This is a genomic window from Olleya aquimaris (assembly GCF_003259525.1).
In the GTDB taxonomy this organism is placed as follows: Bacteria; Bacteroidota; Bacteroidia; order Flavobacteriales; family Flavobacteriaceae; genus Olleya; species Olleya aquimaris.
The window spans coordinates 201,340-219,996 of the sequence record NZ_QLLO01000003.1 but is presented as its reverse complement, the minus strand read 5'-3'; the positions used below and the strand labels follow the sequence as shown (position 1 = coordinate 219,996).

The following is an 18,657-nucleotide window of genomic DNA, read 5'->3' as shown; positions in this document are numbered from 1 at the left end:
GTTCTGAATTATGATTTTTAGTTTTTTTGAAACTATTTTTTAAATCAACATTAATATTTAGTAATTTGCAAGCTCTTAGGGATGATTTCTCTCCCACGCTGAATTTTCGTTCCGAACTCTATCGGAATTTAGAAAGGATAAAGGTACAGAAGGAATAGCTTTTTTATTCACATTAAAAATTATTTAAAATGGCTGTTTTAGACCAATTAACATCGCAACAAGCGATGGATTTAGAAAACAAGTATGGTGCACATAATTACCATCCACTTCCAGTAGTACTGAGTCGCGGAGAAGGTGTGCATGTTTGGGATGTAGAAGGAAAACAATATTACGATTTCCTATCTGCTTACTCTGCAGTTAACCAAGGACATTGTCACCCAAAAATTGTTGGTGCAATGGTTAATCAAGCGCAAACATTAACCTTAACCTCACGTGCGTTTTACAACGACATGTTAGGGAAGTTTGAAAAGTATGCGACAGAAACGTTTAATTTTGATAAGTTGTTACCAATGAATACTGGTGCAGAAGCAGTAGAGACTGCTTTGAAACTATGTAGAAAATGGGCTTATGAAGTTAAAGGAATAGACGAAAATGAAGCCGAAATTATTGTTTGTGAGAACAATTTTCATGGACGTACGACCACGATTATTTCATTTTCAAACGATCCAGTTGCACGAAAAAACTTTGGACCTTATACCAAAGGGTTTATTAAAATTGAATATGATAATTTAAAAGCATTAGAGGATGCTTTAACTAGTAACAAAAATATAGCAGGATTCTTGGTAGAACCTATCCAAGGGGAAGCTGGTGTTTTTGTACCAAGTGACGATTATTTATCTAAAGCAAAAGCGCTTTGTGAGAAACACAATGTTTTATTTATTGCAGACGAAGTACAAACAGGTATTGCTAGAACAGGTCGTTTATTGGCCACTTGCGGAAATTGTAGTTGTGCAGATAAGCATTGTTCTGGAACACCAGAAGTTAAACCTGATATCTTAATTTTAGGTAAAGCTTTATCTGGAGGTGCTTATCCAGTGAGTGCTGTATTGGCAAATGATAATATTATGAATGTGATTAAACCAGGAAATCACGGAAGTACTTTTGGTGGAAATCCTGTTGCTGCAGCAATTGGAATAGCTGCTTTAGAAGTCATCAAAGATGAAAATCTAGCCCAAAACGCATCTGATTTAGGTGACTTATTTAGAGCAGAATTATCTAAATACATTGAGCACTCAACTATAGTTAATGCAGTTAGAGGAAAAGGGTTGTTAAATGCTATCTTAATTAACGATACAGAAGATAGTGATACCGCTTGGAACATTTGTTTAGCCTTACGTGATAATGGGTTGTTAGCAAAGCCTACACATGGTAACATCATCCGTTTTGCACCACCTTTAGTAATGACTAAAGAGCAATTGTTAGATTGTATTTCAATAATTACGAAAACGTTGCAACAATTTGAAAAATAAAAGACAATTGTCTTAAAAATTAAAAAGGATGAAACTTAACGTTTCATCCTTTTTTATTAGAATAGTATTCATGAAGTTAATTTTTAACTACAACTTTTTTGCTTATAATTTGTTTGTCTTCAGATTTTATTTTTGCAATATAAACGCCATCACTAAAAGATGTGGTAGAAACGGTTATAAGTGTATCAGTTTTATTAAATCCTTTGTTTAATACTTGTTTGCCTAATACATCATAAAGTTCTATAGTATGTATTGTAATAGCATTTGGATTTTTAATAACTAATTCTTGATTTAAATTGTCTTGTAAAACCGTCAATTCGCTTTCCATAAAGTTTTCCTCAATTGAAAAATCAGACTTCTTAAATGTAATTTCAAAACGATTGTTATAAGTATCTTTTGGTAAATAGATTTCAAAATGTTGTTGTCTTAAATCAACATATGTTTCATTATCCAAATCATGAATATAAATAGGCTGATTGCTATCAAAGTTTTGAATGTCAAATATTCTGAATCGTACTAATTGCTCTTCATTTAAATTTAAAAAAACAGGAATAGTCAAGTTTGTATCAAACGCATTGGCTTGAGTCACTAAAGCTTCATTATTTTGTATCCAATAGGCATCAGAATTTAAAGGTTTAAAAATTTTACTTTCTAAACCATAATCTTCACCAGAAGACGCTGTGCTATGAAAATTATGTAATAACTGACGAGTATACACATCATTAAAATCTATATTTAGTCTAAATCGCTTGAAATCTGATGGCACAATAACTAATCCTTCAGCACTATATTGAGTTGTATTTTCTTGATTTTGAGAAGTTCTAAAAAATTCACTGTTAGTGTCAGACTCTTTATAATAAGCACGATGACTATCGGATGTCAATAAAGAGCCAGTTGCTGCACCAGTAACCATAAATCCTTGACCAATTGGGATGTATCGTCTAACTTGTTTTCCTGAAGTAGAGCTAGACCCTGTTGTGTTTAGCGTTCCATCCGTATTATAAGAATCAAAAGTAGCTGGCACAAAAGAGGGTACTGTACCTGCTGCATTAATAGTAAATGCAGCATAACCACCTCTATAATCGACTAACAAATGAGAATTTACAGATTGATCTTGTTCCCAAAAATATAAGGTAGCAGAATCTAATAAAGATACATTATTAGCATCATGAATAAATGCTGCAGAATCTAATGCAGAGGGGTAAGGGTTACCAATTAACGTGTCTTGGCTTAAAACAATAGCTGTATTGATGTTGCCTTCATTGGGTTTTCCTCTAAAATCATATTGTTGTCCTGAGGATGGTGTAGAGCCTATAGTACCTTTCATGGTAAAGCCATATCCAGCATCTACAGTCCCAGACTCACCAACATAATCCCATTCGCTGTAAGCAGTACCTGGATCATACTTCCAAATCCAATAACTTTCAATATTTAGTGGACTACTGGTTCCGTTATACGCAGAAGTGCTATAACCGGCTAAATTACTATTGGTTAAATCTACCACATCATAAAGGTTTAAATTGGGTGTAAATGTCCTATTCCCAACAGAATTTGCGGTAACATTTCCAACAGGAGAACACCAATAATTATAAGCATAATTATGTACAGTGCCTTCTTGATATACACTTAAAAGACCTTGTCCTGAATTACCAGTATTACCAGACCCTTGAATAAGTTGTGCTTCATCTCTTAAATAGAAGCGAGTGGAAGCTTCGGTAAGATTAACATCATCTTCAACAAAAACAACTTCATCTGTTACAAAAACATAGGCGTTGTTTCTTACGGTGAGCTGGGCAAAACTAAAAAATACCGTTACTGATAATAGCCAAAAAATAATATACTTTTTCATAGGATATTTTTTTATTTATTTGCTATTACTAATGATAGTATCTAGTTTGTTTTCAAGATTTTTTAGCTTGTTCTCTAAATCTTCAATTTTAGAATTTTGAGTTTCAATTAACGCTTGCTGTTCTTGGATAGCTTTAGTCAAAATAGGGATAAGCCTAGTATAATCCATGACTAAAAAGTCTTGAAAATTTGATTTATTAGCAGAGTGAGGTTTATGTTCTTCAGCTGCATTTAAATTCAGAGTTTTTTGCCTAACAATTTCTGGTAATATTGTTTTGACTTCTTGGGCAATAAAACCATATTCCAACTCTGTATTTAATCCCATATTAGGAAATTTGTCCAAATTAAAATGATAGGTAACAGGGTTTAATTGGGTAACAATAGATAAACTATTTTTAATTGAAGAAATGTTGGTTTTTAGGTTTTTATCTGAAGCAGCACCAAAAAAACCTGTGTATCCTAAATCGTTAATAAATAAGCCTCCCCATCCTAAAGTACCAGTTGAGCCTGTTCTTCCTCCATAAACACCTACACCATCTCTACTATTAGAAAACCCAGTAGTACCATAAGCTCTTGATGTCAAGGTTGTATTAATTGCTAAACCGTATAGACCGGAAGGAGTAAATGCTATTCCGTTATAATTTGTAATTCCCTCTATTGCATTGAAACCATTAGTTGTACTAGTGTTATAGCCTCCTAAAGCAACTCCATTTATACCACTATTTGAGCTTTCTGTTAAAAAATTACCTCCGATATTACCATTATTTACAATTTGGAATGTGTAAAGAGGTGTGTTGGTGTTTATACCAATTCTATTGGTACTAGCATCCACAAAAAACATATTGGCTTGGGTATCACTTTCGATTCTAAAATCAAAATTACCACCAGATTCGTTAAAAGTAGCGTCTTCGTTAACGGTTAATTGTGCGGTTGGATTTGTTAAACCAATTCCAACTTGAGATTTTGAGGTTTGGGGTATATTTAATATTACAAATAATGCCAACCCACTTTTAAAAAGATTAAATTTGTACATAGCAACACATTTTTTAGGTTAATATTATATCATTAAAATACAAAATATATTACTCACTCAATAATTTTAACATAATGTTTGAAAATTCTATTCTATACTACATTTTTATTTTAATTGGCGCAGGCATAGCTATTTACGCCAATGCGAATGAAGAACAAAACCTATTGGTTTTAATTATTGGGATAGTCATTTTAATGTTTGGAGTTTTTAAATTACAAGCTACTATACCTAGCAAAAAAGAAAAAGAAAGCTTTGTTGAATCAGAACCTATTGATGAAGAAGAATGAAACTAAAAATTGGAGATACTGTAGATGTTTTAGATGATGTGCTTTCTGGAAAAGTAGTTTCGGTGTTAAAAGATACTGTTACTATTGAAACTGATGAAGGGTTTGAACTTAGTTTTAAAGCTTCAGAACTTGTAAAAACTAAATCGTCAACGCTTGTTAACAAAGCATTTGATGTTGCTTCTATACAAGATGTCTTATCAGAAAAAACAGAAAAAAAGCGACATTCGACTACCAAAATTAAGCCTAAAGAACGTTATCAACCCACTATGGAAGTAGATTTACATTTGCATCATTTGGTAGATAACGAAAGAGGCATGACTAATTTTGATAAATTGACTATTCAATTAGACACTGCACGACAACAGTTAGAGTTTGCTATACGCAAACGTATTCAAAAAATTGTCTTTATTCACGGAGTAGGTGAAGGTGTTTTAAAAATGGAATTAGAAACACTTTTTAGCAGATATGACAACGTCAAATTCTATGAAGCGGACTATAAAAAATACGGATTTGGTGCAACTGAAGTCTATATCATGCAAAATCCAAAAACTAGTTAATTAAATGGTGGTGTAACTGTACGTACTTCATTTAAAATATCCACACCATCTACTGTGGTTAATGTTCCAAAATCAGTTTCGTCATAAGTAATTTCAGGAAACTGGATGTTTTCTAAAAGCAGATTAACTGTAAACTCTTGTTGGATAGTATGTTCTCTAAACGACGTTGGTGGATTATCATTAGAAACATCAGGGTTTAAATAATCAGGACCAAAATCGGGATTTGTAATATCGTTAGTTGGGTTATTGTCAAACGAGTTCACTTCTTCATTTCTAGTTGGTACGCCATCACCATCATCGTCGTTATCTAGATAGTTTGGTATTCCGTCACCATCTGTATCCTCTGGATCTGTTAATGGGTCGTTATCAGTATCGTTATCATCAAAATCGGTTAATTCGGTTACAGTTAACACATTATCACCATCATCGTCTACATCTAAAAAATTAGGTAAACCATCTCCATCTGTATCATCGTCGTACAAATCTCCATTTCCGTTTATGTCCTCCATTTCAGCAGGAATCCCGTCATTATCATCTTCAACTAATTCCATAGTAAATTTTCCGGTTCCGCTAGTAGAGGTAAACTCTTGGGTTATTTGTATACCGTTTGGTGGTACATCATTACAAAAAAAGTTTGAAGGATCACTAGTGTAACTTCTATATTTAAATGCGCCAGCTACAGAAAACTCAGTACTTTCATTTGCTTGTAATTGATAAACTAAGCTACCTGTAGATATTGGTTCAGTTTCTATTAAATCTGCAATAGTAAAATTGGCGTTGCTTAATTGCAACGATAACGTTTCGTTAGGATCTGTTTTTACTTTATACAAGACCAAATCACCACAAGCCTGAAAGGTGTCATCAAACGCCAATTCGGTAGTAATAATATCACCATCATCACAAGATAAAACACTTAGTATAAAAAGGAATAAAACAGAAAGTTTACGCATTATTTTAAAGTTTAAAAGACAAAAATAACAGAATTGTCAAACTTATAACGCTGCTTATGGCAATTAATTTTATTTAAACTATTTTTGTGCCCATTAATAGCAAAAACACAATGAAATCCGTTTATTTTGATAGTGCTGCAACCACGCAGTTAAGACCAGAAGTTATAGAAAAAATGACGCAAGTGATGCATGACTGTTATGGTAACGCATCTTCTACGCATAGTTTTGGGCGTAATGCCAAAGCATTGGTTGAACAAGCTAGAAAAACGGTAGCAAAACATTTAAATGTATCTGCTTCAGAGATTGTTTTTACTTCTGGTGGTACGGAAGCCGATAACTTAGCGCTTTTAAGTGCTGTTAGAGACTTAGGTATTAAACAAATAATCACCTCTAGAATAGAACATCACGCAGTGTTATATACAGTACAGCAATTAGAACGCGAGTATGGTATTGCAGTAAAGTATGTAGATTTAGACAAAGATGGACATGTAGATTATAAGCATTTGGAAGATTTACTACAATCGTCTAAAAAAACATTAGTTAGTTTGATGCACGTTAATAACGAAATTGGAAATGTACTAGATATTAAACGTGTTGGCGAGTTATGTAAAGCTAACCAAGCAATGTTCCACAGTGATACTGTACAATCTGTTGGTCATTATACATTAGATTTACAAGAAATACCTATAGATTTTATGGCAGTAAGTGCACATAAGTTTCATGGACCAAAAGGTGTTGGTTTTGCTTTTGTTAGAAAAAATTCTGGATTAAAACCTTTAATTTTTGGAGGCGAGCAGGAGCGTGGTTACAGAGCTGGTACAGAAGCAGTACATAATATTGTGGGATTAGAAGAGGCTTTAAAATTAGCTTATGATAATTTAGAAGAAGAAAAAGCATACATCATAGACCTTAAGAAATACTTCATACAACAACTACAAGCCAACTTCCCTGAGGTGACTTTTAATGGTAGCTGTGCTGATTTTGAAAAAAGCAGTTATACCGTTTTAAATGTGTGTTTACCTATTGCACCAGAAAAAGCACCAATATTATTATTTCAATTGGATTTAAAAGGAATTGCTTGTTCTAAAGGTAGCGCTTGTCAAAGCGGAAGTGCTAAAGGTAGTCATGTGTTGTCTCAGATATTGTGTGATAAGGATATGCAAAAACCTTCTTTACGTTTTTCATTTAGTAAATACAATACTAAAGAAGAGGTCGATTATGTTATTGAGGTGTTAAAAGAATTTGTGTAAGGCTTTTATGTTGTATTTTTATAAATCATAAAAAACTATTGCTCAACTACTCTACATACGTACATCCTAAATCCTCTGAATGGGTCACTTTTGTTCATGGCGCAGGAGGAAGCAGTTCTATTTGGTATAAACAAATTAGAGATTTTAAATCCCAATTTAATGTACTTATTTTAGATTTGCGTGGTCATGGAAACAGTAAGCCTAAGCTAAAAGATACCTTTAATTCTAAATATACGTTTGACTCGATTACCCACGATATTTTAGAAGTTATTGATTATTTAAAAATAGAAACCTCGCACTTTGTTGGTATTTCTTTAGGAACTATTTTAATAAGAAATTTAGCCGAAAAGCATCCCAACCGTGTTAAAAGTATGATACTAGGTGGTGCAATTATGAAGCTTAATACACGCTCTCAAATACTTATGAAGCTTGGCGTAGTTTTTAAAAGTGTGGTGCCTTACATGTATTTGTATAAATTTTTCGCATTTATCATTATGCCGAAAAAAAATCACAAATCATCACGATTATTATTTGTGAATGAAGCAAAGAAGTTATACCAAAAGGAGTTTATAAGATGGTTTAAATTAACTTCAGAAATTAATCCCTTACTTCGGTTTTTTAGAGCAAAAGACATCAAAATCCCAACGTTGTATGTGATGGGAGCAGAGGATCATTTGTTTTTACCCTCTATTAAAACTATTGTTAAATCGCACACAACAGCTATTTTATATGTTGTAGAAAAATGTGGACATGTGGTTAATGTAGAGCAACCAAAATTGTTTAATACAACCACTATCCAGTTTATAAATATAAAGCGATAGTTATTGTTGTAAGATTTCTATCTGTTGCAATATATTTTGTGCTTCAGCTTGTTTTTTATCGCTTTCACTTCTATTAGTGGTTGATAATTTATAAGATTCTTCTAATAGTTTTTTATATTGCTCTTGAAGCTTATCTAGCTGACTTTTCTTTTTAAATATTCCAAACATGATTTTTTATTTTCAAAGATAACGCTAGGTAGTCGTTTGTTTCTATAAGGATTTGTTAATTAACTAACTATTAACCAAAAAGCAAGTGGTGTAGTAAAAACTTAAGTGTTTTTTAATTAAAAACGCATCGTAGTTCTAACATTAAACACACGAGGTGTTAAGTAGTTAGGTATAGCATATTGACGTTTGCTATAGACATCTCTAACCCAAGTATTTGTTATCGAGTTTTGTACGTTGAATACGTTAAAAATCTCAAATCCAAAGGATAAATCTTTGAATGGTTTTTTCCATCCACTATCAAATTGCTTATCTTTGTCTACTAACACAAACTGAAAGCCAATATCTGCACGTTTGTAATCTGGTAATCTACTCTGAAACACATAAGGGTCTGCATAACTTGGTGATCCACCTGGTAATCCTGTATTATATACTAAGTTTAAATACATTTTCATGCTTGGTATGTTTGGAACATAATCTTGAAACAACGCAGCAAATTTTAAACGCTGGTCTGTAGGACGCGCAATATAACCTCTGTTATTGATGTTTTCTTCAGTTTTTAAATATCCAAAACTAAACCAGCTTTCTGTTCCTGGAACAAACTCGCCATTAAGTCTTAAATCCAATCCATAAGCAAATGCTTCTGCATTGTTATTGGCACGATATCTAATACGTACGTTTTCTAAAGTGTACGGATTTACGTCTGTTAGTTTTTTATAATACGCCTCGCTTGTAAGTTTAAAAGGTCTGTCCCACATTTTAAAACTATAATCGTTACCTAATACGACATGTAATGATTTTTGTGCTTTAACATCTGATTGTACAACACCATTTTGGTCACGCAATTCTCTGTAAAAAGGTGGTTGATAGTATAATCCACCACTAATCCTAAACAACATATCTTTTTCCCAATTGGGTTTGATAGCAAATTGCGCACGTGGACTAAAAACAGATTGTGAGACTTCCTGATTAGAGGCTTCATCATTAACGGTCCAACTATGACTTCTAACACCAGCATTATACCAAACGTCATGGTCACCAATGGTACTACGTTTGCTCCATTGTAAGTAAGCTTGTATTCTAGTAATGGTGGTATTATTTCTTGCTCTTACATTTTGAAAAGCTTCTAATGGACCTTCATAGGGTGTGTAAGGTTGATCGTTAAACGCGTCTGAACTTGGAGGATTGATAGAAAATCCAGCAGAATCTATAACTTCCCATTCTATTAATCGGTCACGAATATCTTCGTTGGTATATTTAACAGAAAACTTAAACTCGTTGTCATCTTTTGTGTAAGTTCCTTTAGCTTCAACATTAGTAATTAATGCATCCAAATCGTTACGACCATGGTTTAATTGGCTACCAATACCTTCAGCAAATTCTACTTCTCCTAAATTTTCATCTCCAATATTACTATTGACTTCACCTAATGCATATTGTGCTAAAATATCGAAATACTCTTCTTCAGTAGTGTGATAAGTAGAAGTAACTAATGCGACTGATAAATCGTCGTTTACATCATAATTAGCACTTAAAGCTCCAAATAAGGTCTGGTAGCGGTCTTTTTCTTGTCCTTGGTATTGTACAATTAAAGCTAAAGGATTGTCTAAAGTACCAAAATTGGTTTGACGTGTAAGCGGAATATAATTGTATTTATTTAGAGAGGCATTCCCTAAAAAGCTAATTTCTAATTTATCTGTAAACTGATAGGTTAAATAACTTTGCACATCTACAAAAGTAGGGTTGAAGTTAGTTTCGGTCTCTTTTGCATTAACTAATAAACTATTGTCCCTGTAACGTAAGCCAACAATACCAGTAAATTTAGAATCTTTACTTGCAGTTTCAATTGCAACACTTGCACCTAATAAACTAGCATCTACTGCTACTGCATTTTCAAAGGGTTTACGATAGGTAATGTCTAAAACAGAAGATAATTTATCTCCATACTTAGCTTGAAATCCACCAGCAGAAAAATCGACATTTTGTACTAAATCCGAATTAACAAAGCTTAAACCTTCTTGTTGTCCAGAACGGATTAAAAAGGGTCTGTAAACCTCAATTCCATTGACATAAATTAAATTTTCGTCATAATTTCCACCTCTAACGGAATACTGTGTACTTAACTCGTTATTACTACTAACACCTGGTAATGTTTTTAATAAGTTTTCTACTCCAGCTTGTGCACCAGGAATTTTAATTAACGTAGCAGGATCGATGTTAACAATACCTTCTACATCTTTTCTTTTTTTACTGTTTATGATTACTGTAGAAATTTGTTCAACATCTTCCTTCATAACAGGATTAAAAGTTAAGCTCTCTCCATTTTTCAAGTTGAATGTTGCAGTAATATTTTTATGTGAGATATGAGAGAATACAACTTTAACATCTGTATTTGCAGGTATTTTTAGCTCATAGTAACCATTTTGATTGGATTGTGTTCCTTGGTCATCACTTTTAATATTGACTGCATCTAAAGGCTGGTTAAATTCGTTTAAAATAACACCTTTTAAAGTTCCTGTTTGAGCTAAACAAAATAGAGGGAATAAAAAAGCAAGTATTTTTAAGGTGTGGTTAGGTTTTTTCAAAGTGATAATTTATTTTCTAAAAAAGCTTGCTTCAAATGTACTGCTATTTCCTACATTATCTGTAACAATAACTTTTAAATTATTCTTAGTATCTGTAACGACTTTATCGTTAAAATCGTATGTTAAGGTCTTTGTTTTATAATCGTATTCCATTAATATCCATTGGTCATTAATAGTAGCTCTGTAGTTAGAAATCCCTGATTCTTTATCCTCAATTTTAAGTTTTAAAAAACGGTATTTACTTAACCATTGACCATCTTTAAAACTTACAGGTGTTATTGTAGGTTTTACAGTATCTCTTGTTAAACAATAGGTACCAAGGTTTTTAGTCCTAGTATACAATGTGTTTTTTTCTTGTTTGGTAGAAGAGTAGTTTAAAAAATTATTCCATCCTACCACATTAGCTATATATAGTTGTTTTAAGTCTTTAGGTGAATAGCTGCTAACATCATAAGAAATTTTAAAATACTTTTTAACTGCTTTGTTGTTGTCATCTAATTTTAAGGTATCTCCACTAACTTTAAAATCTATAAAAAAATCTTCGTAAAAGGTTTGTTTAGGGAATTCTACTTTAATATTTTGATCTTCTAATACATTTACTTCGTTGGTTTTAATATAGTAGGGAGACGTAAAAGTTTCGGCAACATCATTAGGTTGTTGATCTATACCTTTAATATTGATATCAATATTGGTTTGATTACCTTCAAAATCTGTGATTTTTACTTTGTAGACATTTGATAAGGTGTCATAAATAATTAAATAACCATCATCAATAACATTTTTATATAAACTTAAAGGGTTATTACTATCTATAAATAATTTTTGCAAGCGTTCTTTTTCGTCTTTGTAATGCTTATAATCTATTAATCGATTAAGATGCTTAGTTTCGCTAAATGAGAATTTTCTAAAATCTATTGTAAAATTTTGCATCCCGTTATAAAAAGTTTCAATTTTAAAAACACCATTTTTATTGGCAGCTAAATCCTGTCTATCAATAGTATTAACAGCAAATCCAATTTTACCATAAGCAGTTAAATCTTCGGTTTTATAATCCCCATTGTTTAAAGGAATAAGGCGTAATTTTTGTTTTAAATTAGAACCATTAACATGCGATAAGTCATTAATTGGATAGGCGTAAACACTACTAACCAAAGGTTTTTTAGTATCCTTCACTTTTAAACCAAAAAGCAAAGGATTAATGGGTCTTTCTTGATTATCTCTAATTTCATAATGTAGGTGAGGTCCTCCAGAACCACCAGTGTTTCCTGAATAAGCAATGATGTCACCCTTAGTTACAACTAAGTCGTTTAAATCAGGGAATAATTCAATTTCAAAACTTTCTTTTTTGTATTGAAGCTTTTTAACATAGGCTTCAATTTTATCAGAAAAACGTTGTACATGCCCATAAACGGTTACATAACCATTTGGATGTGTGACATATATGGCTTTTCCGTAACCGTAATGTGAGACTTTAATCCTGCTAACATAACCACTTGCTGTCGCATAAACATTGAGACCTTCTCGTTGTTTAGTTTTAATATCTAATCCAGAGTGGAAATGATTACTTCTAAGCTCTGCAAAAGTCCCTGATAAAACTAGTTCTATATCTAAAGGCGATCTAAAATAATCTTGAGGATAGATGTCTTGGGCTTGACTAAAAACAGAAAATAAAATGAAAAATATAAGTGTGTTTCGCATAAAAAAATGGTTACTGCTAAAATAGAAATAAGCTTTTAATTACCAAAGTAAAATCAAAGACTAAGCCATACTGTTGAAAATGAGATATATTAAATAGTATTGAAAATTTTATGAAAAATTAATTGTAAAGTATTATGGTTTGATTAACTTTGTAAGATAAGTATTAGTATTAGTTCATGAGTAAGATTGAAACCATTGTTGATGCTCTAGAAAATAAAATTAGTAAAGTCTTACACAGACAACAAGTTTTAAAACTAGAAAACGCAAAGCTTAAAGAAGCTTTAGAACAATCTCAATCTAAATTAGTTGCAAAGGATTTAGAATTAGAGACTTGGCAAGAAAAGTATAACACTTTAAAAATGGCTAATACCATACTAGGCAGTGACAATGATAAACGAGAAACTAAGCTCAAAATAAATACATTAATAAGAGATATTGACCATTGTATAAGTCAGTTGTCAAGTTAATGTTAACATAGTTTTTATGGCAGACACGCTTAAAATAAAATTATCTATAGCAAACAGAGTCTACCCATTAACTATTGCACCTAGTCAAGAAGAAGGATTGCGTTTAGCAGCAAAAAAGATTGAGGCTATGATCACACAATTTGAGCAAAGCTATTCTGTTAGAGATAAGCAAGACGTATTAGCCATGTGTGCTTTACAATTTGCAAGTCAAGTAGAACAGAAAGCACTAGATAAAAACCAAGTGACTGAACAAGTTCAGGATAAGTTAGAAGCTTTAAATGATATGTTACAATCACATCTTAGTTTATAAACGTTCTTATAACATAACAATATTAGGTTACTGCCTACATTAATTATTTTTTTGATAAACTCAACGTTAATTCTTTAAAAAGGGTGAGTTTTAAGCTGTAAAAGCGTGCTGCTAATAGTAATTTATTACTATTTAGGCAGATTATTGATCAGCTTGTTAGCCCTAAACTTGTTTTTAAGGAGTTTATACAAAACCAAAATTAGTGTAGGCTTTTTTTTTATATATAAACAATCAAAAATGGATAATACAATTTTAATTATAGCAGGTATTGCAATAGGAGCCCTTATAGGTTTTATAATAGCTAAAGTGTTAGAGCGAAACAACGCATCAAAGCTTATTAAAAGTGCAAAAAAATCTGCTGCTAGTATCTTAAAAGAGGCAAATGTTGAGGGAGAGGGTATTAAAAAAGATAAAATACTTCAAGCAAAAGAAAAATTTTTAGAGCTTAAGGCAGAGCATGAAAAGGTTATTTTATCTCGTGACAAGAAAATGGCTGATGCCGAAAAACGTATAAGAGATAAAGAGTCGCAAATATCTAGCGAGTTATCTAAAAATAAAAAACTAAATAGTGATATAGAAGAAAAAGTAAAAGATTACAATCACAGATTAGATGTTTTAGAGAAAAAACAAGAAGAGTTAGATAGATTACATAAAAGTCAAGTAGAGCAATTAGAAGTTATCTCTAGCTTGTCCGCAGAAGAAGCAAAAGCACAATTGGTAGAATCTTTAAAAGGTGAAGCTAAGAGTGACGCTATGGCTTATATCCAAGATAAAATGGAAGAAGCTAAGCTAACTGCACAGCAAGATGCTAAAAAGATTATTATTAACACCATCCAACGTATTGGTACAGAAGAAGCAGTAGATAATTGTGTGTCTGTTTTTAACATTGAAAGTGATGATGTAAAAGGACGTATAATTGGTCGTGAAGGACGAAACATTCGTGCTATAGAGGCTGCAACAGGTGTAGAGATTATTGTGGACGATACACCAGAAGCAATTATATTATCTTGCTTTGACTCTGTTAGAAGAGAGGTTGCACGTCTATCCCTTCATAAATTAGTTACAGATGGTCGTATCCACCCAGCACGTATAGAAGAGGTAGTTAATAAAACTCAAAAACAAATAGAACAAGAAATTATAGAAGTTGGTAAGCGTACGGTTATCGATTTAGGGATTCATGGATTACATCCAGAATTAATTAAAATGGTAGGACGTATGAAGTATCGTTCGTCTTACGGACAAAACTTATTACAGCACTCACGTGAAGTAGCAAAACTTTGTGGTGTTATGGCTGCAGAACTAGGTTTAAATCCTAAATTAGCTAAACGTGCTGGATTATTACACGATATAGGTAAAGTTCCGGATGCAGAAGCAGATATGGAAACACCTCACGCTATATTAGGTATGCAATGGGCTGAAAAATATGGTGAAAAAGAAGAAGTGTGTAATGCAATTGGTGCTCACCACGACGAGATAGAAATGAAGTCGTTATTGTCTCCAATCATTCAAGTGTGTGATGCTATCTCTGGAGCGCGACCTGGAGCAAGAAGACAAGTACTAGATAGTTACATACAACGTTTAAAAGACCTAGAAGATATTGCGTTTGGGTTTAACGGAGTAAAAAAAGCTTATGCAATACAAGCAGGTAGAGAATTACGTGTGATTGTAGAAAGTGAGAAAGTTAGCGACCAAAATGCTGCAGACTTATCGTTTAGTATATCGCAAAAAATACAAACAGATATGACATATCCAGGACAAGTAAAAGTCACTGTAATTAGAGAGACTAGAGCAGTAAATATTGCAAAATAAATATTTGTGTAAACTATAATAAAAATCCAGCCTTAGTGCTGGATTTTTTTATTGGGTATAGTTATAATAAATGTGGTGCCTTTTCCTACTTGACTTTCTACATCAATTTTACCGTTAAAAGCTTCAATTTGACTTTTAACTAAATATAAACCTACACCTTCTGCTTCTGGATTATTATGAAACGTTTTATATAATTCAAAAATAGAATTACCGTATTTTTCTAAGTCTATTCCAACACCATTATCTTCAATTGTAATAATTAAGGCATTATTAATGTGTTCTAAATTAACGTTTATGACTGGGTCACGATCAGGATGTTTATATTTAATAGCGTTAGTAAATAAGTTCTGAAAAATACTTTCAAAATAAGATTGGTTGTAGTAAATAAAATATTTAGGGTCTATATTGTTATTTATTATTGCATTGTTTTTAGTGATTACAAAGTTTAGACTTTGTATTATAGCGTCCAGTTCTTTTGACAAAAAGAGTTTAGATATTTTAGTGTGTTTACTATATTGTACAGAGACTATTTCTTTTAGACTATGTATGGTTTTAGTTAATGTTTCAGATAATGTACATAAATAGTCAATTACCTCTTCTTTATCATTTTCAGTTTCAGCATCTTTGTAAAAACTTAATAGACTTTCAAAGTTTCCTGCATGTTGCTTTAAGTTATGGGTGACAATATGTGCAAAATTTTGAAGCTTATTATTCTGTTTGACTACTAAATCAAGAGTTTCTTGGACTTTTTGTTCATTTTCAGCATATTCTGTAATATCTACATGAGTACCAATTACTCTTACTGCTGCGCCAGATTCATCCCTTTCAATAATTTGACCTCTATCTAATATCCAGCGGTAAGTGCCATCTTTATGTTTTACCCTGTGTTTGTTTTGGTAATAAGGCTTTAAACCGTTTAAATGATCTTTAAAATCCTGAAAATAATTTTCTTTGTCTTCAGGATGAACACGGTCATTCCAATCGTTTAGATTTTTACCAAAATCAGCATCATCATCAAAACCAATAATAGCTTTTGAGGGTTGAGAGAAAAAAACTTGATTTGTTATTGCATTAAAATCCCAAATACCAACTTTAGAAATCTCTAAGGCAAGCTGCCATTTCTCATTTTCAAAATGAGGAGTTTGAGTGTTTAATTGAATTCCATTAAATAACTCTGACATAAATTAAGGTTTTAATCAAGTTAGTTTAGGGATTCAGTCAAAAAGTTAGACAATCAAATATAGTTATTTTTATCGATTAAAATCAAATTTACACGATAAAAAGTGTTATTTTCTAGGGTGAAAATTATTAATAACCGTCGCTAAATGACTTCTGTCTATATGCGTGTAAATTTCTGTAGTTGTAATACTCTCATGACCTAACATGAGCTGTATAGCTCTTAAATCGGCACCATTTTCAAGTAAATGCGTAGCAAATGAATGTCTAAAAGTATGTGGAGAAATAGTTTTATTTAAATTAATCTTTACAGCTAAGTCTTTAATAATTGTAAAAATCATGGCTCTTGTTAGCTGCTTACCCCTTCTGTTTAAAAACAAAATATCTTGATGTTCTGGAAAAATATTTAGGTGAATTCTAATTTGATTTTTATAAATATTTATAAATTTTTGAGTGTCTTCTAGAATAGGTACAAATCGTTGTTTGTCTCCTTTTCCAGTAACTTTTATAAATCCTTCTTCAAAAAATAAATCCGAAATTTTTAAATTAATAAGCTCGCTAACACGTAAACCACAACTATATAAAACTTCTAAAATAGCTCTATTGCGTTCGCCTTGTGGGTGACTTAAATCTATTGCTTGTATAAGTTGATTAATTTCTGTTTCGCTAAGGGTGTCAGGAAGTTTCCTTCCAATTTTAGGAGAGTCTATGGTATCCAAAGGATTATCTTGTCTATAATCTTCAAACACCAAATAACTAAAAAAGCCTTTAAGACCAGAAATTAAACGTGATTGTGATCTTGCATTTAATGATTTAGCAACCTCATATATAAATTGCTTAATAACTTGATTATCTATTGTTAGTGGCGTTTTTTTAATGTCATTTAACTCTAAAAAACCAATAAGTTTTTTAATATCTAATAAATAACTATTTATAGTATTTTCAGATAATCCTCTTTCAATTTTAAGGTATAATGTATAATCAGATAGTGCTTGTTGCCATTTCATAATATAAAGATAATGCATTCATGGACTTGAAAAAAACCTATTTGTAACCGTCTAAAAATCAAGGCTTAAGAAATTATAATGTTAATAACGCTGTTAATAACTTGTTAATAACGCTCAAATATTATTAAATAATTCTTTAGTTTAGTTCTTATTAATCAAATAAACTTAATTGAATTATGAAAAATTTATTAATGATTGCTGCTGTAGCTGTATTTGGTTTAACTTCTGTTAATGCTCAAGACACAGATTCTAGTCAAACAGCTGAAGGAAAATGGTTAATTGAAGCCAACACTGGTAATGCTACATTAGGTAATACTGGTTTTTATTTGTCTACATCAGACGGTGTAACATCTTACAACATCGGATTTGATGGTGGTTATTTTGTTATTGATGATTTAGCACTTAAAGCAGGTTTAGGTTATGGAGGTGTGTCTGCTGATTTAGGTGATACTTCTGTTTTTTCTTATAGAATAGGTGGTAAGTATTATGTAAATAGTATGATTCCTATAACTTTAGATCTAACTGGAGCTTCAATAAAAGATGCTACAGAAAACCCAATGTGGTTAGGTATTGGAGCAGGTTATGCGTGGTTTTTAGGGAACAATGTTTCTATCGAGCCAGGTTTACGTTACAACCACTCTTTAAACGAAGACTTTACAGATGAAGGTGTTTTTCAAGTTAATGTTGGATTTGCACTATATTTCTAAAACATAACACATTTATAAATGTTAAAACCGAAGCCTAAAAACTTCGGTTTTTTTATACCATAACTTTTGTATTTTTACAGTATGAAAAAACTAATTATCATAAACGGTCCAAATCTAAATTTACTTGGTAAAAGAGAGCCAAATATTTATGGAAGCTTGTCTTTTACTGAGTTTTTGGATACAATAAAAGAAAAATACAAAACAGTTAGTATCGAACATTTTCAATCTAATATTGAGGGTGAATTGATAGATAAACTTCAAGAAGTTGGATTTAGCTATGATGGTATAATTTTAAATGCTGCAGCCTATACACATACTTCAGTAGGAATTGGAGATGCTGTTAAAGCTATTGAAACTCCAGTTGTAGAAGTACACATATCTAATACTTTTGGTAGAGAAGAGTTTAGACACCACTCTTACATAGCTCCTAATGCTAAAGGAATTATTCTTGGATTTGGATTACAGAGTTATGAGTTAGCCATTCAGAGTTTTTTGTAAAAATTAAAATTTATAATTTA

Annotated in this window: 18 protein-coding genes and 1 other RNA gene; 11 read left to right on the top strand and 8 right to left on the bottom strand. The window is 31.8% G+C overall.

What is annotated here, in order from left to right:
- Nucleotides 1-188: 188 nt before the first annotated feature.
- Complete coding sequence (rocD, locus tag LY08_RS05915; protein ID WP_111659525.1) at nucleotides 189-1,469, top strand: ornithine--oxo-acid transaminase; 1,281 nt, start codon at nucleotides 189-191, stop codon at nucleotides 1,467-1,469.
- A 76-nt stretch (nucleotides 1,470-1,545) separates the two neighbouring features.
- Here rocD and LY08_RS05910 read toward each other — a convergent pair whose 3' ends face one another.
- Together LY08_RS05910 and LY08_RS05905 are read right to left on the bottom strand one after the other, a co-directional pair.
- Nucleotides 1,546-3,318, bottom strand: a complete 1,773-nt coding sequence (locus tag LY08_RS05910; protein ID WP_111659524.1) for a T9SS type A sorting domain-containing protein — start codon at nucleotides 3,316-3,318, stop codon at nucleotides 1,546-1,548.
- 15 nt (nucleotides 3,319-3,333) lie between these two features.
- Nucleotides 3,334-4,350, bottom strand: coding sequence for a tail fiber domain-containing protein (locus LY08_RS05905; protein ID WP_111659523.1), 1,017 nt, complete (start codon nucleotides 4,348-4,350; stop codon nucleotides 3,334-3,336).
- Between the two features lie 74 nt (nucleotides 4,351-4,424).
- Between LY08_RS05905 and LY08_RS05900 the strand changes: the two genes are divergently transcribed.
- On the top strand, nucleotides 4,425-4,637 hold the full coding sequence (locus LY08_RS05900) for a hypothetical protein (RefSeq protein WP_111659522.1): 213 nt from the start codon (nucleotides 4,425-4,427) through the stop codon (nucleotides 4,635-4,637).
- A complete protein-coding gene (locus LY08_RS05895) occupies nucleotides 4,634-5,194 on the top strand; it encodes a Smr/MutS family protein (RefSeq protein WP_111659521.1) in 561 nt (186 codons plus the stop codon). The genes LY08_RS05900 and LY08_RS05895 overlap by 4 nt, the downstream gene beginning before the upstream one ends.
- Here LY08_RS05895 and LY08_RS05890 read toward each other — a convergent pair.
- A complete protein-coding gene (locus LY08_RS05890; protein WP_211305920.1) occupies nucleotides 5,191-6,144 on the bottom strand; it encodes a hypothetical protein in 954 nt (317 codons plus the stop codon). The genes LY08_RS05895 and LY08_RS05890 overlap by 4 nt on opposite strands.
- Nucleotides 6,145-6,254: 110 nt before the next feature.
- On the opposite strand from LY08_RS05890, the gene LY08_RS05885 reads away from it, so the two are divergent.
- Together LY08_RS05885 and LY08_RS05880 are read left to right on the top strand one after the other, a co-directional pair.
- Entirely contained in the window at nucleotides 6,255-7,394 is a 1,140-nt protein-coding gene (locus LY08_RS05885; protein ID WP_111659520.1) for a cysteine desulfurase family protein, read from the top strand.
- Between the two features lie 38 nt (nucleotides 7,395-7,432).
- Entirely contained in the window at nucleotides 7,433-8,215 is a 783-nt protein-coding gene (locus LY08_RS05880) for an alpha/beta fold hydrolase (RefSeq protein ID WP_111659519.1), read from the top strand.
- On the opposite strand, the gene LY08_RS05875 is transcribed toward LY08_RS05880, so the two are convergent.
- The 3 genes from LY08_RS05875 to LY08_RS05865 all read right to left on the bottom strand — a co-directional run bounded on the left by LY08_RS05875 (nucleotide 8,216) and on the right by LY08_RS05865 (nucleotide 12,663).
- Nucleotides 8,216-8,383 (bottom strand): Lacal_2735 family protein, encoded by a 168-nt coding sequence (locus LY08_RS05875; protein ID WP_111659518.1) that lies wholly within the window; start codon nucleotides 8,381-8,383, stop codon nucleotides 8,216-8,218.
- 116 nt (nucleotides 8,384-8,499) lie between these two features.
- Nucleotides 8,500-10,965, bottom strand: a complete 2,466-nt coding sequence (locus tag LY08_RS05870) for a TonB-dependent receptor (protein WP_111659517.1) — start codon at nucleotides 10,963-10,965, stop codon at nucleotides 8,500-8,502.
- 9 nt (nucleotides 10,966-10,974) lie between these two features.
- Nucleotides 10,975-12,663, bottom strand: a complete 1,689-nt coding sequence (locus tag LY08_RS05865) for a M23 family metallopeptidase (RefSeq protein WP_111659516.1) — start codon at nucleotides 12,661-12,663, stop codon at nucleotides 10,975-10,977.
- Nucleotides 12,664-12,839: 176 nt separating this feature from the next.
- Between LY08_RS05865 and LY08_RS05860 the strand changes: the two genes are divergently transcribed.
- From LY08_RS05860 to rny, 4 genes are all read left to right on the top strand, one after another.
- Nucleotides 12,840-13,130: a hypothetical protein gene (locus LY08_RS05860; RefSeq protein ID WP_111659515.1), complete on the top strand. Its 291-nt coding sequence runs from the start codon at nucleotides 12,840-12,842 to the stop codon at nucleotides 13,128-13,130.
- A 16-nt stretch (nucleotides 13,131-13,146) separates the two neighbouring features.
- Nucleotides 13,147-13,440: a cell division protein ZapA gene (locus tag LY08_RS05855; RefSeq protein ID WP_111659514.1), complete on the top strand. Its 294-nt coding sequence runs from the start codon at nucleotides 13,147-13,149 to the stop codon at nucleotides 13,438-13,440.
- 58 nt (nucleotides 13,441-13,498) lie between these two features.
- Nucleotides 13,499-13,625: non-coding RNA, 6S RNA (ssrS, locus tag LY08_RS05850), on the top strand.
- Nucleotides 13,626-13,677: 52 nt separating this feature from the next.
- A complete protein-coding gene (gene rny / locus LY08_RS05845; RefSeq protein ID WP_111659621.1) occupies nucleotides 13,678-15,249 on the top strand; it encodes a ribonuclease Y in 1,572 nt (523 codons plus the stop codon).
- Between the two features lie 32 nt (nucleotides 15,250-15,281).
- Here rny and LY08_RS05840 read toward each other — a convergent pair whose 3' ends face one another.
- Together LY08_RS05840 and xerD are read right to left on the bottom strand one after the other, a co-directional pair.
- On the bottom strand, nucleotides 15,282-16,430 hold the full coding sequence (locus LY08_RS05840; RefSeq protein WP_111659513.1) for a sensor histidine kinase: 1,149 nt from the start codon (nucleotides 16,428-16,430) through the stop codon (nucleotides 15,282-15,284).
- A gap of 105 nt (nucleotides 16,431-16,535) precedes the next feature.
- A complete protein-coding gene (gene xerD, locus LY08_RS05835; protein WP_111659512.1) occupies nucleotides 16,536-17,432 on the bottom strand; it encodes a site-specific tyrosine recombinase XerD in 897 nt (298 codons plus the stop codon).
- 176 nt (nucleotides 17,433-17,608) lie between these two features.
- Between xerD and LY08_RS05830 the strand changes: the two genes are divergently transcribed.
- On the top strand, nucleotides 17,609-18,139 hold the full coding sequence (locus tag LY08_RS05830) for a hypothetical protein (protein ID WP_111659511.1): 531 nt from the start codon (nucleotides 17,609-17,611) through the stop codon (nucleotides 18,137-18,139).
- Nucleotides 18,140-18,220: 81 nt separating this feature from the next.
- Nucleotides 18,221-18,637: a type II 3-dehydroquinate dehydratase gene (aroQ, locus tag LY08_RS05825; protein ID WP_111659510.1), complete on the top strand. Its 417-nt coding sequence runs from the start codon at nucleotides 18,221-18,223 to the stop codon at nucleotides 18,635-18,637.
- Nucleotides 18,638-18,657: the final 20 nt, after the last annotated feature.